This is a genomic window from Tepidisphaeraceae bacterium (assembly GCA_035998445.1).
Lineage (GTDB): Bacteria > Planctomycetota > Phycisphaerae > Tepidisphaerales > Tepidisphaeraceae > DASYHQ01.
Genome location: DASYHQ010000052.1, coordinates 59,564 through 76,209 on the forward strand (window position 1 = coordinate 59,564; position 16,646 = coordinate 76,209).

The window sequence follows — 16,646 nt, forward strand, 5'->3', positions numbered from 1 at the left end:
GCCTGATCGAGAAGGCGTGGCGTCTTCCACGATGTGCCCACCGACGACAAGGCGGAGGAGTACCTCGACTCTCGGATCGCCGCCGCCGTGATCGAGGACCAGAAGGCGTCACGTTCCAGATCTACGACGGGAAGATCTGGCGGCTGACCGGGAACCGGGGCAACTGTCGCGAGGCCTGGTCGATGGTCAAGCGGCGGAGCATAGTTAGACCTCTCCGACCGTTTAAGGCCAGTGCAGAGCGTCGGCCTCGCACATCTCTCTGGAAGTGGTCATGAGTGCGGCGGGTTCGGCCTCACACGGTTGCTACGGCGCGGCCGTGAAGATCAGCAGCGAGTGATAGATTGTCACCGGCCGTCCGACGGCCTTCCGCTCATGGATCGATACGAACACGTGTCGAGGACCATTGCCAAAGGTATGCGGCTTCCACCAGTCCGCGGCGTCCACCTCGTGCGCCACCGGGTCCGCCTCAATTGTCGCTTTGATCTCGCCCGCCCAGTAGGCCGCATCATCGTCCTGGACGTAACCGATCATTCCGGCCTCATCCTCGTCGCGGGCGTAAGTCCCGCAGAGGATGCAGCCCAGGCCCTCAGGTCCGAGATATTTCGAGACGGTGTAACCACGGGCCAACCGCTTGGCTTCGAACGAAAAGATCGTGCCCGGCCGCGGGCGCGACGCGCGCACCTTGATGTCAATTCGGTTGCGGTCCTTGCCAAACCGTTTGCCGTCATTCACCGGTGGATCGTCGTGCACGCTGAAATACTCCGCCCAGTCTGGGGCGACCGCGTCGTTGAGGAAGGACTCCATCGCCTCGACCAGCCGCCCGGTGATCGCGGGTTCGGGCGTGCCGGAATGTGCGGCGGCGTCGAGGCGGTTGTAGCCCTCCTGCAGCACTTGGTGAACGCGGGTGACAAACACCTGGCGAATCTCGGCCGCGTCCGCGGCGTCGACTTCGTCCTGGCCTCGAACGCTCGGGTCGATCACCGGCCTGCCCCCTGGTAAGCGAGCGTGCGCGAGATGACCTCCGCCGCGTCGAACATTGCCTGGCTCTCAGTCCAGTGGAAACGTTGCATTGGCTTGAACAGCAGCGTGTGCCGGCCCTCGAAAATCTGAAGGTTCCGGTCGAAATACACCCATTGCGCGTGCTTGCGGCGAAGCCGCTGCCTCGTCTTCTGAAGCTCGGCCGCCGTGTCGTCATCTGCGGCGTACAGCCTGATCTCGTTCGGCTGGTCGGCCTTCACGAGCGTCAGCTGGATCATGCCGGTGTGGGCATCGAAAATGATGTCCACGTCGTACCGCTTGGGAAGTTCGTCGCCGATGAACCCGTCCAGCTCGGCCTTCAGCCGTTTGGCGTAACGCTTCAAATGGACAGAGGTCGGCGGCTCCACGGCAGGACGGCCGAGCTTACCGTCATCGAGTTGGAGCCGGATCTGAACCAGGTCCTCGACCAGAGCCCGTTCACGGGTGCGGAAGCCGAGGACGTCACCGACAAGTCGGTTCAACTCTTCAAGCAGCCGCTCCAGGTCCTCCGGCGGCTGCTGCTGCTGCTGCGCCATCACCGCCGTGTCGAAGAGCGTCGGATCGCCGCCCGCATCGCGCGCCATCTGCCGTGCCGAGGCGCGGGCCAGCCGGTCATGCAGGGCCGCCCAGCCCTCCAGCGCCGTCCGAGAGAGTTCCGCGATAGGTGTTGGCATCCCGCGGAGCGAGTCCAAGCTCGCTCGAGGCCGCTTCACGCCCAGCTCCGATGATGTCAGGAACTGTTGATAGACGGCGAAGTCGGAATTGAGATAGAGCGCCACCGCCTTCAGCAGCAGCTCGTCATCGCCGGGGCTTGTGATTCCCACCTGACGCGGCGGCACTATCAAATAGTCGGCCGTGTACACCGCGAAGTTCCGCGCCGCACTGACGATCACGTGCGGCGGCCCGCAAACGGTCAGACCCCTGCGGCCGCCCCGCAGCCGCAGGTAAAAATCGGTGTTCTCTTGCAGGGCATGCGGCGGGAACACGAAGATTCGCCGCAGACGCGCCAGCGCGTCGGTGTCGAGCACCTGCCGGCCGACCACCTCCTCGCATCGTTCGCGACCTGGCCCCGAGTGCGGCCGGAGTTGCGGGCCCTCGGCCAGGACAAGGCGCCCGTCGCGCTCCAGATCACGGAAGGTGCCGTACCGGGCCGCGACACGCTCCAGCAGGCGCCGGTCGAGGTGGCTTCCCCAACTCGCCAGCTTCCACGGCAGGGCGCTGCCGGTGAGCACCTCCGCCAGCGGCACGTCCCGGATCTCGCTCGCATTTAACGCCAGTGCCCACGTTTCGTTCCGCTTATTCTCGACGACGGGACGCGTCGGTTCCTGATTGGCCACAAGCGGCGAGTAGGTGCTCACATGCTCGACATCTGCCACCTCTAGCGGCTTCTCTCTCTTTGAGTAGAACAAGGCCGCGGCGGGGACGCGGGAACGGCCCGCGAACAGCACTTCAGCCAGATTCGAAAAGTTTGCGACGGAACTGACACGAAACTTGCGGAAGAAACTGCGCCGGAAATCGGCGGAGAACTCATCGAACAGCGTCGATGCCGGCAGCAGCAGTCCTGCGTGTCCGTCCTCGGCAAGGAACCGCCCGACCTCCCAAGTAAAGGCCTGCGCGACTTGGTTGGAACCCACGGGCGTGCCGCGTTGTCCCTGCCCTCGCAGCCACGCCCCGACCGGCTCATCGTCCGCACTGAGATTGTCCACGTTGAGCCGCTTCCAAGGCGGATTGCCGACAACCCAGTCGAACCGCCGCCGCCCCAACAATTCCCAGCAGCTCCGGTCCGACGAGAAGAAGTTCTCCTCGATGATGTTCTCGCCGCGCAGCGAAGGCAGCTTGAACCGTGTCCCGTCCTCAAGATCGGGCGGGTCGCAGTAATCGAGCAGAGTCATCACGAGCGACAGTTCGGTCACGCTGCACGCGTCGGGATCGCGGTCCACGCCGAAGATGCTCCGCTGCATTAGCTCGCGGAGCTGCACCGGACGGGGCTGCGTTCCGGTCGCAGGATATTCCTTCTCAATCAGCCGACGATAGCACTGGACAAGAAAGGCGCCCGAGCCGCACGAGGGGTCTAGCACCTTCACCCCACGATCCAGGGGCCTGCGATCTTCCATTTCGGCGAGCATGAAGTTCACGACCGGGATCGGCGTGTAGTAGGCACCCGCCTCGCGGCCCCGGGACCGTTCACCTGCCAATGGGGCATGCAGGAACTGCTCATACACGACCGACAGCGTCTCGATCGGAATGTACGAGAAGTCGTAGGCCTGAAAGTCTAGATGCAGCTGCCAGTCGTCGCCATCGGCCGGCTCATCCCCGGCGAAGGTCGCAGCGACGTGGGCTACGTGGTCGTCGCTAGGCGAGTCGGGGCGGCCGAATGAGAGCGGAAACACGCCGCCATTCAGCCACTCGTCCAAACGGTCCGTCACGGCCTGCAGGCCCGCAGAGGTTGCCTCACGGCCGAACACGGCCCGCTCCCGGATGCCCCACGCCTCCAGCTTGCGTTCGGAGAGAATCTTCCGGTGCCGAAGGTAATAAAGATAGACGTACTTGCCGATCAGGGCATGCGACACCTCGGACTTCAGCCCGCGTTTCTGAAGCCACCGGTCGAGGGTCCGTAGGTTCCCGAGCAGACGCCAGTCCACCCGCGATTCCGGCCGCACCTCGCGCCCCCAGCGACGCCACAGCATGCCATCATCGATCGCGTCAGCGTGGAAGCCAGACTGCGCCAAGTCCGAGGCGGAGTTGAATTCCCGAAGCAAGTTCTTCGCTTGCCGATCGGGACGGCGGTCATAGTCAAAGCCGGAATAGAGCCGGTAGCCTCTCGGGGTCTCCACAATCACAAACGGCACGACGTCCTGGTTCCAAACCAGCCGGTGCGCCCGGTCGGCCTGCGCCTCGGACGCAACTCGGCATAGGTAAATCGCCGGGATCGAGGGCGTGTTGGCCGTAGCCTTGGCGGGCCGCAGGGTGTAGACGCCCAGGAGCCCGGGCTCGGCTTTCGCACGCCTGAAGACGTGCCCATAGGCGGGCGCAGTTTCGAGGGCGGAATCGCCCGCGCGCAGAAAGTGCGGAGAGCGCTCGAAGCCGAGTTGCTGGAGGAGGTCTGGTCGGGCCATTGCGGCTGCTCTCCATCAGGCGACCGCGCCGCTCGCCCCGCGGGCGTGCCGCTGCCGGCGTTCCCGGTAGTCGAGCAGCGAGGCGATGGCTTCTTTTGCAGCTTGGACGGCTTCGACCGGGCTAGGCGCGCGCTGCAGGACACCCGGCAGATCCCTGCATTCGGCGACGTAACCGCCTTCCTCAGCGTCGGCGCTCACCAGCAGCCGGAAGGGCTGCCGGTTCACCTTCACCGTCTCGCACCACTCCTGAGGCAGCGACTCCACCTTGCGGCTGGCTTCAGTGATCAGCAGCCCGAGCGGAACGCTCCAGACCCACTGCTTCATTACTATGTTCATGACCTGCTGCTCGTCGGTAAGCAGATAGACGTCCTTTCCGTCCGTGATCAGCGTCAGCCGCGACAGTGTCTCCGAGGGGGTCGAGTCCGGGTAGTTCGCCTTCAGGTACCGGATTGCGGTGCGAATCTGCTGAAGGGGACATTTCCGCTCCCGCAGCTTGCAGACCGTTAGGATCGCGACCACGTCCTGGAACGTGTAAAGACGGCGCGACCCTTTCCCCTGCGCGTCCTGCCCCGAGGGCGGCAGCAGCTTCGTGCGCGCCCAGTAATCGAGCATGCGCAGGCTTGCCCCGGTCAGACTCGACACCGTCGCCGTCGTCAACTGCTGCGAGACCATCATCTGCTCCCTCCGTAAGATACGGCGCTCCGATACTACCTTTAGGGAGGTCCGGCCTCAAGTTGAAAAACACCAGTGTAGTTCATCCTAGATCGAGTAAAACAAGCTACTGCGCCACACGGGCCCATGACAGACCCATGTCCGGACAAATTTCTGAGAGTAGGGGCTCAGGTTGTCCGCGGCCAGGCTTAAGCTGGCACCATCTGTGGGCTGCGAATCCGGAGGTCAGGCTTTGGTGAAGTCCAGTGACAAGAAAAAGGACGACGAGCGGAAAAAAGAAATGAGATCAGGATCAAAGTGGTGGCGAGCCGTGGCTTGCCTCCGAGGGGCAGCCGATCTGCACCTTAAACACCCAGTGCCTGAGTCGAAGAATATAGGTTCTTCATGAGTGAACGGCTCGCGTACCAACAAAGGACCGTGTATTTTTTGCACCAGTAGTTTGGATCTCTAAACTGACACCTCTTGTGAATCGCACGTACAAGAGGACATCCCGCTGATCGGTTTGCTTGGGCGGTCGTCCATAACGGGTCGCGATATAGAGAACAGCCCGACCAGCGAGAGTATCGGCATGTGGGGAACGGGCAGACGGATGACACATCGAGCGCATCGTCCATAGACGGGGAGTTATGAAAGTCGATCACATTCCTTGCGGCCCGTACGCGAACGAGAGTGAACGAGCAGCACTTGAAAATCTTCTCAAGAGAATGCGGGCGCACCAAGCCGTGGAGCGGTGGGTGCTCCTAACCAACGTGCTCTATTCGGTTGACGAACGAGCCATGCCCTCGGAGATCGACATCGTCGCCGTCGGCACCCCGGGCTTGTTCGTCATCGAGACGAAGCACTGGGACCGCGCGTTCCTTAACGAGCGCAAAGATGTCGTGCAACGGGAAGCCGAGAAGCTGCACTCGAAGGTGCAGAAGATCATCACCGCCGTGCGAAGGATCGACCCCGACTACGGGTTCCTCGGCGGGACATTCCTACTAACGAAGGAGAGGGAAGCCCTCGGCGGCAAGCGGCGGCCGATGGTCGCCCAGAGCACGTTCTTCGTCCAGTCCGAATGGCAGCAGATGCTGAACGTCGGCGGGCCGGCGATGATCGCCGACGTGACGATCGATCAGTTCGTGAAGGCGATAGAGCCGCGGACTAAGGCCGCGCTTACGGGTGAAGTCAGCCGACTGGCCGGCGTCGCCGAGATGGTGCTACTCACGCCGAAGGACGATCGCTTTCACCGTGTCTACCGCGGCCGCGACGCATCTCGACGGAAGCCCGTGTTCGTACACCTGTACGACCTCTCGGCCCACGACGGCGAGAACGCAGAACGGATCGCACGGCGCGAGTCGGAACTGCTCCAGCAATTCCAAGTGTCGCCGTATGTGCCACGGGTCATGGACACCTTCCGCGAGGTGCCCGAGTACCCGGGCGAGCTGTACTACTTCACGATGGCCGACCCGAGCGCGCCCTCTCTGTCAGAGCGGGCGAAGGACGAGACGTGGACGACGGCGCAGCGGACGAAGTTCGCGGCCGAGAGCTTCCGGGCGTTGGCTGAGCTGCTGCAGCTCGGGCTCGTCCACCGCAACATTAGCCCGCAGACACTCCTCGTGCAGGGGGACGGCCGGCCGCTCCTGACCGGGCTGCACCTAGCAAAGGTCCCGGACAGCGTCACCGTGTCTCCGACAGCGAGCCCTAGCACCGATCCGTTCCGAGCGCCGGAACTCCGAAGCAGCTCGCTCGCGCTCGCGGACCGCCGGTCTGACGTCTTTTCGCTCGCCGCCTCGCTGGCAACGGTCTTGCGGTCGGCAGCCGACCCGATAGGCAATGCGGCCAACGACGTCCTCGGCCGGGCGATGGCCGATGACCCAGCTGCGCGTCCAACGGCGGCGGATGCGCAGCGCGAGCTGGCCTTGGCAGCCGGCGAGCGGGTTGAGGTCCCCGTTCCGCCTGCCCGTTTCTGGAGCGAAGGCCAGATCGTCGGGTTCGCCGGCCAAGACTACCGGATCGAATCCAAACTCGGTTCCGGCGGCTTCGGCACGACGTTCAGGGTTGTCGAGGTCGACCGCCGGAACAACGAGGACTTCGGGTCGTTCGTTGCAAAGGTGATCTATGAGGGCGACCCTGCAGCCTGCGCGCTGCGCGCCTATAAACGGGTCAAGCCGCTCAGTGACCACCCGTCACTGGCGCTGGTCTTCGCGACCGCGGCCGAATGGGAAGCCGACCGATTCGTCGCGGTGATGAAGTGGATCGAGGGGCAGCACCTTGGGGAGTGGGCGGGCTACGTCGATCCGTACGCCGAGGAACACCAGATGGGGGCTGAGGCCATGGTGCTCGGTTGGTGTGACGTTTTGTGCGACGGGCTCGCTCGATTGCACCAGGTCGGGCTGGTGCACGGTGACGTATCGCCGAAGAACATCCTTCTAAATAAGGGGCGGGTGGTTCTAACGGACTACGACACGGTGTGCCGCGAAGGGGAGGCGCGGTGGACAGCAGGGACGCCGTCGTTCGTCCCTCCCGGCGTTCAAGTCGGCAGCCCCGCCCGACCGTCGGACGACCTTTTCTCACTGGCGGCGTCGCTCTTCCGCGTCACGTTCGACCGGTCCGCTTTTGAGCATGCGGGGGCAAACCTCCCAGAGCGAGGCGCGTGTTGGGCCGGCATCGACCGGGAGGCCTGGGCGACGTTCGCGGATTTTGTCGACAAGGCGACCGCGCCCGCGGCCGAACAACGCTTCGCAAACGCGATGGCGGCACGGGCATGGCTGCGGGACCGTCTTACGCCGGTTATTGGCGTGCCGGCTTTGATTGGCTCAGCAACGCTCGAACAAGCCTTGCCCACGCCCGACGCCACCGCGATCGCCACCGACGGTAACGGCGGCACACCGAGCGGCGGCGCGAACTTGGGCTCGAGGGAGTCAACCGGGCTACCGCCGCGCCCGCCGGTCGACATGACCGTACTGCGGCCCAACGAGGTCCCCTGGCTCAAGCAGTTGCTCCAGACATACCCAGGGGGCCGCTACGGAAACGTCGAGACGCGGGGGCTCGACTCGGATTTCGCCGCACAGACGTATGTCGAGACGCCGCTCGACGCTGTGTTGTTGGAGGAGATCCATGCACGGCAGGCCCGTCTTGTGGTGCTGTGCGGCAACGCGGGCGACGGCAAGACCGCCATGCTACAGCACATCCTTAATCGGCTCGGGCTCGGCCATGAGCCCAGTTCACAGCGGCTAAGGGACGGGGTACTAGCGGATGGACTGCGGGTAAGGGCGAACCTCGATGGGTCGGCAGCGTACGACGGGCGGAACGCAGACGAATTGCTGGACGAGCTGTTCGAGCCGTTCCAGTCCGGCCCTCCATCCGACGACGTGTGCCACCTTCTGGCAGTGAACGACGGCCGACTGCTGGAGTGGCTGGAGAGCTACGAAGGGCGTCGCGGAAACCGAGAGACCTGGCTGACAGGGCGACTGAGGGCCGTATTGGAGAAGGAAGGGGTGGACGAGGCGGACGGTCTCCGGTTCATCGATCTCAATGTGCGTTCGCTCGTCGGCGGCTCAGACGGCAACGGAGTGTCGCACGCGTTCCTTGACCGGCTGCTCGACAAGATGCTGGGCGGCGGCGCGGCGGACCAATTGTGGTCGCCGTGCACCACCTGCAGTGCTAAATTTCACTGCCCCGTCAAACAGTCGGTGGACCGGTTGACCGGTCGGGAGGGGTTCGCTCACGACCTTGTGCGGCGGCGTACCTACGCTGCGCTACAAGCGGTCCACCAGCGGGGCGAAGTCCATATTACCGCACGCGAGCTGCGGGGCACGCTCAGCTACATCTTCTTCGGGACCCATTACTGTACGGAGATCCACGACAACCCGGACCTCCCGCACTACCCGGATATGGCGTTCTGGCCGCTGTCGCCGCGTCGCCAGGGCGGCGTGCTCCGTGACCTCTCGCTTCTCGACCCGGCGCTCGAAGCTCAACCGCAGATCGACCGACAACTGAAGCTGGAGACATTGGCACGGTCGTCCGGACGGCAGCCGTCGACCCAGGAGCTAGCATCCGCGCGCCGCCGCGCTTACTTCGAGTGGACGGACGGGCGTGTCGCCCAAGTAACGAATGACCTACGTTCGCTCGGACTACATAACGGCCGGTATCTCTCGACCTTCCGCGATGTAGCGTTCATGACTCCGGAACAGCGGGCAGCACTCTGCCGCGATCTGTGCGCGGGTATCTCCCGCCTTGAGGACCTGCCGCCGTTGGTGCTTCGACGCACTGGGCGAGTCCCCTTGAAGGTCTCTCCCCGCACGCCGGTCGAGAGCGCGTTCTGGGTGGAAAAGCCCCTCGACCGTTTCGAGCTACTGACCGAGCCTTTTGTGCACACGAAGGGGTTAGAAACGCTACACCGGCACCTCCGCCTGATCTATCACTATGCGGGTACCGATGGTCGGACCGAGGTGCTTCTGCTCAACAGCGACCTGTTCCACCTGCTAATGGAACTCCGGGACGGCTACCAGATTGCGGACGCGAGAAGCGACGACACGTTCGCGAACCTGTCGATCTTTACGCAACGGATCGCACAGGAGGATGAGCGTTCAATAAATGTTTGGACGCCGATTGAAGAAGACCGGGTGTACGAGGTGCGGCCCGCGCACCACAATGATGTACAGCGACTAGAATTGGTCCCAGAGCCACGGGAGAAGCAAGCAAATGCCTAAGGTCTCGGACGAACGGGAGGCGGTACAGGACACGCTCACGCCGGCGATGACGGCTGAAGTCTGGACGGCAAATTACGGGTTCGCTTTGCCTTTCACGCTTCAAGATTTCAGGATCGGGGCTGTGCTTCCAGCGATGCTCTATATGGCGCGATGGGGACACCGCCGCGGGCGTGGCGGTTTCGCGGAGACATTCCGGCGTGCCCAGGGGGAAAGGCCCACAATCGATGATGTCGCCCACAAATTGGTCGGGGACGAACAATACTTCGCCGGCTTCACGTCCGATTCCGCTCGGGCCATTCTGGGCGACCTCCTGCTGGCATTCTGCTTGGAAAATTCGAAGCACAAGTTGGGGCGTCGCGAGCAGGTGCAGCGAGTGTTCCCCACGCACTACTTTGCATCATGGATTGATCTGCCAGACAGCATTGCCAACCTCCGCAATGTGCCGGAGATGCTAACGTCGCTGCTGGCGAATCAGAAAAACGGGACCCAGATCACGATCGGTGATAACGGCAAGACACGGTTTCCAGTCGGCGTCGGGCTGGAGAAGAACTTGCTGCTAGACCTGTTGGGCAAGGGGCTCATTCTTGATGGATTAGCGTCCAATCTCACCGCCGATCGCTTCGACGAATCGGCCTTTGTCGGCGTCGATCAGCTGCTCACCATCCGAGCCGCGCTGGCATGCAAGGGAGCTCCAGAAAAGCTTCGCGCAGGCGCCCGCAGCAGCGGGCCCGAAATCCCCAATCAGCACCCGCTCGCACGACGCGCGGCCGACGAATTGCGCGATGGCCTCCGGCTTTTTATCTCCGGCTACGGTCGCTCAGTACCGCGACGGTCGCTGTTACCCATGCTCGAGGTCAGCATGGGAATCGGTCTAACAAACCTGATGCTTTCAACTCTCGGCCTGCTGGAAACTTGGCAGCGCACGGGTCGTGTGCCCGGCCGTGACGAACAGCAAGCCTGGCCATTGTTTGTCGACTGCTCAAACTCGGCCGACCCCGACCTGAGGCGCGTGTCGGAGACGTCGACCGAGGAGTGTTTCCGGCATGTGGCAAACATGCCGGTGATCCTCATGTGCTTACGCATCCTAGGTTACCGTGCCCGGTTTGATCGGCATTTGAAGCAAGTAACGCCCGAGCCACGACCGGACGCTACCGAGTGGGTAAACTTGCTCGGCGAGATAGTACACGACCGCCATGCGAGGTCTGAATCCGTCCTCAATGACCTCTCCGAAAAGTGCGATGTGCTAGCAGAGAAGTTGGACGAGAAGGGCATCGGACAAGTGGCATCCGACGTCCTGCGAAGCACTGCGCAGCCGAATCCAGCTTGGCGGCTTGCGGAGGCGCTGACGCTGTTGATGGGAGATAAGCTGCAACGTCAGCAACTGCGTACGGCTCTGGATAGCTGTTTGATGCTCAACGAGGAGCACGGCATCGCCCGATCCCGCCGCGTGGCCGCCCGCTCGGCCGGGTCCAGCCGTCGGACTGAGGAAGTGCACTCAATCGTCTTGTCGAACACTGCGTTGGATTACCTCGTCCACCGACACCTGTGCAAATCCGTGGCAGGCGGCTCCGTCAAGGTACGGCAGGTGTCGCTTTCAGACTTTGTGGCGGTCCTGCGGGACCGGTACGGATTCCACATTGACGTCGCCCCGCCGGGCATGAGCATATCGCAAGAGCTATTGCTGCGCAACCGCCAGATCCTGGAGCGGAGGCTACGCGACCTCGGCGTCCTGGTCGGGGTAAACGACGCCGAATCCATGAAACGACTTAAACCGCGATTCCAGCCCGCGGGGGGTGACCATGAGTGAACAACGTGCCGACGACATCATTCTCGAAGCCCACGCAAAGTTCATGGCGGAGGCGTTCGCCAGGCTGTTGGGGGACCCCACTCGGGGGACCGTAACGTTCGTACGCTGCCTCAGCCGAGAGGTCATAGAGGGGCTCTGTGGCACCCCAGCGTTTCAGGTCGCCGGGTGGGACATCCGAGCAGTCGTGGAAAGCGCTGACCCTGCGAGGCGGTACATCACGGCCGACTTGGCCGTCGAACTGCGGGAGGATAAGGGGGACGTGCCACTCCTCCTCCTGGTCGACCCGTCCGCGGCAGGGGCGGGGATGGACGGCATCTACAACGCGAGCCGCGAGATCAAGGAGGCCGAGCTCTTCGACGAGGCCGGGAAGGTCGCCGCCAAGTCGATCAAACACGGCTGGACGAGCTTCGCCCGGACCGCGGTCCGCTACGCCAGTCGCCTCGGGGGGCGTCGCGGGGTATCCCCGTGGCGTGAGTTTGATTTCCTCACCCGCTGCGCCCTCAGTACCGCCGACATCGGCCAGTCACTTGCCCGCCTCGGTCTTTGGCCGATCAAACTGGGCAACAAGCCGAATCAGGACGACCTTGGGCTCTCCGCGGTGATGGTCGAGAAGCTGCTTCTAGGAGGCCCCGGAGGCCGGTCGCCACAAGCCCGGATTGATGCGTTGATGTTGGACGACCTGAGCCCCCAGACTCGCGCCACCCTGGAGCGATTCGTCCGCGACGCCGCATCGAGACCGCTAGACGACGCGGTGCGGGAATTGGAGGGGCACGCCGAGCTATGGTTGAACGAGGTCCGACTCGCGACCGCAGGCGGCCGACTACAGGCCATCCAGTGGGTGACCTGGCGCGGCAAGAACGGTTCGGTTGGGAAGTGGTGTGGCCTGATCGACCACGGTGAGGGTCTGCCTCACTTTGTGATGGACCCCGACGCAGCTACCGCGAAGCAGCTGTCCCGGCTGGAGATCCGGTGGAACACGCAGCCGGTGGAACTGGGGCGATCGACAGTCGAGTATCGCGTCACCGTTCTGGCCGGCGAAGACGAGCTAGCTGAGAAGACCGTTAGCCATGCGGAGCGGAGCCCGCAGCGGATCGTGTTCACGAACGAGGATTTCAACGACCTCGATGAGGACGCGCGGTTCGAGGCTCGCGTGCGGATCACCGCAGTCGGCGCGGAAGGCGTAGAGCCGGCCGAGTCGGACGAGTTCCTGCTCTACTTCGGCCAAGAAGTGCCGTCAAAGGGCATTACCGCCGGTGCCGGAAAGCCCGTCCGCGCGGCAGTCGAGGGCGCGATAACGCTACTCGATGCGGCCGCGTTCGATGATGCCTGCTCGAAAGAGCCCGCCGAACTCTTCTCAGAAGACAAGAAGGGTTATGTCCTGTACCGGCCCCAGCCCGGGCGTGGCGGCTTCAAGGTGCCCCGACCGCCATTGCTGAAGGCGGTGGAGGAGTCGTGGGCGTTGAACCCTGAGTCGGTCGGGCGTTGGGTGGTTCGCGTGCGGGCGGACGGATCTCCCGTGGGCGGTCCGACCTTCGTCGAACTGGAGCCCGCGTTCTGTCCAGAAGACCTCTTCGACCGCCTGAGAAAGGCCTCGAAGCGGTTCTGCGACGACGTAATGCGAGGTCCCGGGGCGGTGGCCAAGGTGTACTGCGGCCAGGTGGCGGCGACCGAGGAGTACGTTAACGCGTGGTCGGCCGCGCTCGACAAGGCGCGGCCGGAGGCGTCGCTCTCGCACACGGTGGAGGTGCAGTCCCTCTCCGGCCGCACCATCGGCCTAGTGGTCCTCCCGACGCACCCGCTCCGCGTGTCCTGGCACATGGCCTACGACCAGCTCGCCAGGCACGCCCGGTACGAATCTAACACGCCTGCGGCCGACGTACGCGACGTCCTCGCGACGCTGGACTCCGCCCACTTTCCATCGCTGCTTCCAGGGCTTGCGCCGGGGTACAGCTTCGTGTTCGGCGATACGCTCGGCTTCCACGCGGTGGCGATGGTGCGCGACGACGACAACGAGCCGAAGGCGGCGATCTCGCAGATTGCGGCGTGCCTGGCCAAGGACCAGCCGGAGCTTGCGCCTTCGGTCGGGGCGCAGGCGGCAGAAGTGCTAGCGCGGGAGGTCCGTAAATACGTCGACCACCACAGCATCCGCCGACTCCTGCACGTCCACGCCCTGCGGCCGGGAGATGGGATGACCTTGGGGCGGGCGCTGGGGAAGGTAGCCGAGCCAGGCGGCCTCGTCGACGACAGCGATGCTGCTGCCGCCGACGTTCGGCAGCTCGGGTTCGTAGTGGAGCTCTTTACTGCCGAGGTCGAGCGCGGCCAGACCGGCAGATTCTTCACCGAGGTCGTGGAGCGCCGCCGGAGCGGTGCGGGCGGTCTGGATCCGCGCGACCGGTGGATGCTCGAGAGTATGGTCTGCGAGGGCGGGATCAGCTTGCCTCGCCTACGGTGGGCCAAACGCGAGCAGGCGCTGCCCGACCGGGCGGCACACCTCGCGGTCGCATTCGACACGTTCGAGTCCCGCGTCGAGGCCATTGTCCTCGAAGGCCAAGCCCCCCGGCCCGCACAGGCCTATGGCCTCGTCGCGCAGCCGGAGCGACGGTGGACCTTCACCCCAACGCCGACGTGGGTCTCGTTCCAGCCGCCGCTCATCGACGGCGAGAAGCACCCCGCTGGGAAAGTGCTCACCGACCGCATGCTGCGACTCCAACGGGTCGTCCTGCAGGCCGTCGCCGCCCACCGAGGGGGCGACGCCGGCGCGTGGCCGGCGCTCGTCACGAGACTATCGCCAGAGCGCCGGGCTGCGCTGACCCGCCTGCACCACCTGAGCGATTGGGTCGTCACTGTCGACCGTAACGCGGGCGTCGAGTACTTCGACTCGCCGCACGAGGCGGGAGCGGTCTACGACACCTACGTGATCGACTGCGTTCCAGAGCGGGACGACCTGGGCAACCTACAGCTTATCACGTCCACCGTGCGGGTCGACGAGGTACAGGACCTGCTTAACGAGACACTCGGCCAAATGGGCCTGAGCAGCAACCCGAGCAACTGCCGGTTTCTACTCTCCCAGTTAAAAGCCCTGAGCGGTCGGCTTGCGATCCGCCTGACAAATCGTAACGCGGCAGCCGGCGAACTCGTCGCCCTTGCCGCCGTTTACGCAAACTGCCTTCGGGCCGAGCCCGGGTCCGACGACTGGCTAGGGGTCCAGCAGGGGTTCTTCGTGCCGCTCGACGACGTCCGCGACCTGCACCCGGTGGCCGCCCGGCGCAATGGCCAGGGGGACGACCAGGACGTGAACTACCGCGCTGACCTGCTATTCGTGACGGCCGCGGGGCGCGGGGGACTGCGGCTGTGCTTCGTGGAGGTCAAGTATCGGCGACACCTCGGCGACGCCGGGGATCCAGGCCTCGTCCGCGACGTCGTCGCGCAGGCGACGGGCACGGCCCGCCGGTGGCAGGACTGGTACTTCGACCCCAGCCTGCCCGAGCTTACGCAGAACCTCAGGCGGGGCCGGCTGGCGCGGGCGATACGCTTCTATGCCGACAAAGCGAGGCGTCACGACCTGTCGGACGAGGCCCACCAGCGGCTCGTCGCGGAGATCGACAAGATGGTCCGCACTGGTTCAGGTTACGCGATCGCGGCCCAGCCCCTGCCAAACCGGGGCTACATCTTCTGCCCCGAATTCGCGAGTGACGTTCCAAAAGAACTGCCCGTCGGCGACGGGGCACAGTGCAGGGTCTTTGTCTTTGGCCCGAACGTGCTACCGGAGTTGGCGGGCGGCACCCGGGAGCCCGCGCGCCCTCAGACCCGGCCGACAGACGGCCCCGCCACGGTGATCGAATGCGCCAAAGTCGTGCTCGAATCGAGCGTGAGTGCCAAGGAACCGTCGGCACCCGAGTCGCAGGGTGCGGGCGTTTTGCCGCCACCCGCGGGCGAATTACCCGCCGTGCACCCGACACCAGCGGCTATCGTACAGCCCAAGGGCGATGACCCCACGCCTGCGGCGCTCGAGGTCGTACTGGGGGACCGGCTGCCAGCCGGCGATCCCGTCGTCTGGCCCGTCAGCATCCGATCGAACCCGCACCTAATGGTGGTCGGGCTGCCGGGCATGGGCAAGACGACGTGCCTCGTCAACATCTGTCGCCAGTTCGCCGCGGCTGGTGTGACGCCCGTCGTGTTCAGCTACCACCAAGATCTGGACGAGAAGCTCGCCGAGTCGCTGGACGGCGTCCGGTTCCTCGACCACGGGACGCTCGGGTTTAATCCGCTAAGGGTAGGCGACGCGCGGCCGACCGCGTACGTCGACAACGCGGGGATGATGCGGGACATCTTCTCTGCGATCTTCCCCGAAATGGGGGACATCCAGACGGGTAAGCTTCGGACGGCGATCAAGGAGAGCTACGAGGCACTAGGCTGGGGACCGGGGGGGCCTGGCAGCGCCACGCCGAGCTTCCGAGACTTTTACCTGCGCCTCAAGTCAGAGGAGAAGCCGGACCGAGGCCTGCTCGCCAGGCTGGGGGAACTCGACGACTACGGCGTCTTCTCCGGCACCGGGGACGGGCGGCGGCTGCTGGACGACGTCGCGCCGGCTGTCGTGCAGATCCACGCGAACCAGAACGAGCTGATCCAACGGGCGTTCGCGTCGCTGATCCTATACGGTATCTACAAGGATATGTTCCGGCGGGGGCCTCAGGGTCGCCTCACGCACGCGGTGATCTTCGACGAGGCGCACCGGGCGAGCAAGCTTCGGCTCCTCCCGACCATGGCAAAGGAGTGCCGGAAGTACGGCATATCGCTGGTTCTTGCCAGCCAAGAGGCCCGCGACTTCGACGACTCGCTTTACAGCGCGGTAGCGAATTACCTGTCCCTCCGGGTGACCGAGAACGACGCGAAAACCATCGCTAGGCACTGCGTAGAAGCCGAGCTCAAGAGCCACACGGCCGATCGACTGAAGGCCCTATCGAAATACGAAGCGTTGTTCTTCGCGGAGGGGAAGAAGCGTCCCGTGTGTGTGGCGCTCAAACCCGGAGAGTAGCGTCGGCTTGATTCACTCAAGGTTGGGTTTCAATCGACCATCAACAGCTGGTACGGTGGCGGGTCTACTGTGACCTGCACCGGCCATGCTCGTGCGCTTACACACCGGGGTCGGTGTCGGCATCGCCTGCTTCTGCAGCGTATCACATTACCTGCTCGCACTTCGCATATCAGATCAATATCCGATTGCATATCACATCAGGACTCCTGATCGCTATCAGTTGAAACGACCGGAATCGGCAGGATCTACGGAGAAATGGGTGATTTCAGCCCTTTCTGTTGATACGCTGTCAAGCAGAAAATCCG

6 protein-coding genes are annotated in these 16,646 nt (G+C 64.1%); 3 read left to right on the top strand and 3 right to left on the bottom strand.

Translation table 11 applies throughout. The features are described from left to right. Positions 1-303 precede the first annotated feature (303 nt). Genes VGN72_19965 through VGN72_19975 form a run of 3 tightly spaced genes read right to left on the bottom strand, consistent with a single transcriptional unit; the run spans position 304 to position 4,808 of the window. Complete coding sequence (locus VGN72_19965) at positions 304-981, bottom strand: hypothetical protein (protein HEV7301649.1); 678 nt, start codon at positions 979-981, stop codon at positions 304-306. Beyond that, complete coding sequence (locus VGN72_19970) at positions 978-4,133, bottom strand: N-6 DNA methylase (protein HEV7301650.1); 3,156 nt, start codon at positions 4,131-4,133, stop codon at positions 978-980. Before VGN72_19970 ends, VGN72_19965 begins: the two co-directional genes overlap by 4 nt. 15 nt (positions 4,134-4,148) lie before the next feature. Beyond that, a complete protein-coding gene (locus VGN72_19975; GenBank protein ID HEV7301651.1) occupies positions 4,149-4,808 on the bottom strand; it encodes a MerR family transcriptional regulator in 660 nt (219 codons plus the stop codon). A 623-nt stretch (positions 4,809-5,431) separates the two neighbouring features. Here VGN72_19975 and VGN72_19980 point away from each other — a divergent pair. The 3 genes from VGN72_19980 to VGN72_19990 are packed head-to-tail and all read left to right on the top strand — an operon-like array spanning position 5,432 to position 16,341. After that, complete coding sequence (locus VGN72_19980; GenBank protein HEV7301652.1) at positions 5,432-9,499, top strand: NERD domain-containing protein kinase family protein; 4,068 nt, start codon at positions 5,432-5,434, stop codon at positions 9,497-9,499. Further along, entirely contained in the window at positions 9,492-11,306 is a 1,815-nt protein-coding gene (locus VGN72_19985; protein ID HEV7301653.1) for a hypothetical protein, read from the top strand. The genes VGN72_19980 and VGN72_19985 overlap by 8 nt, the downstream gene beginning before the upstream one ends. Next, positions 11,299-16,341 carry a hypothetical protein gene (locus VGN72_19990; protein HEV7301654.1) on the top strand — a complete coding sequence of 1,681 codons (5,043 nt, stop codon included), beginning with the start codon at positions 11,299-11,301 and terminating at the stop codon, positions 16,339-16,341. The genes VGN72_19985 and VGN72_19990 overlap by 8 nt, the downstream gene beginning before the upstream one ends. Positions 16,342-16,646: the final 305 nt, after the last annotated feature.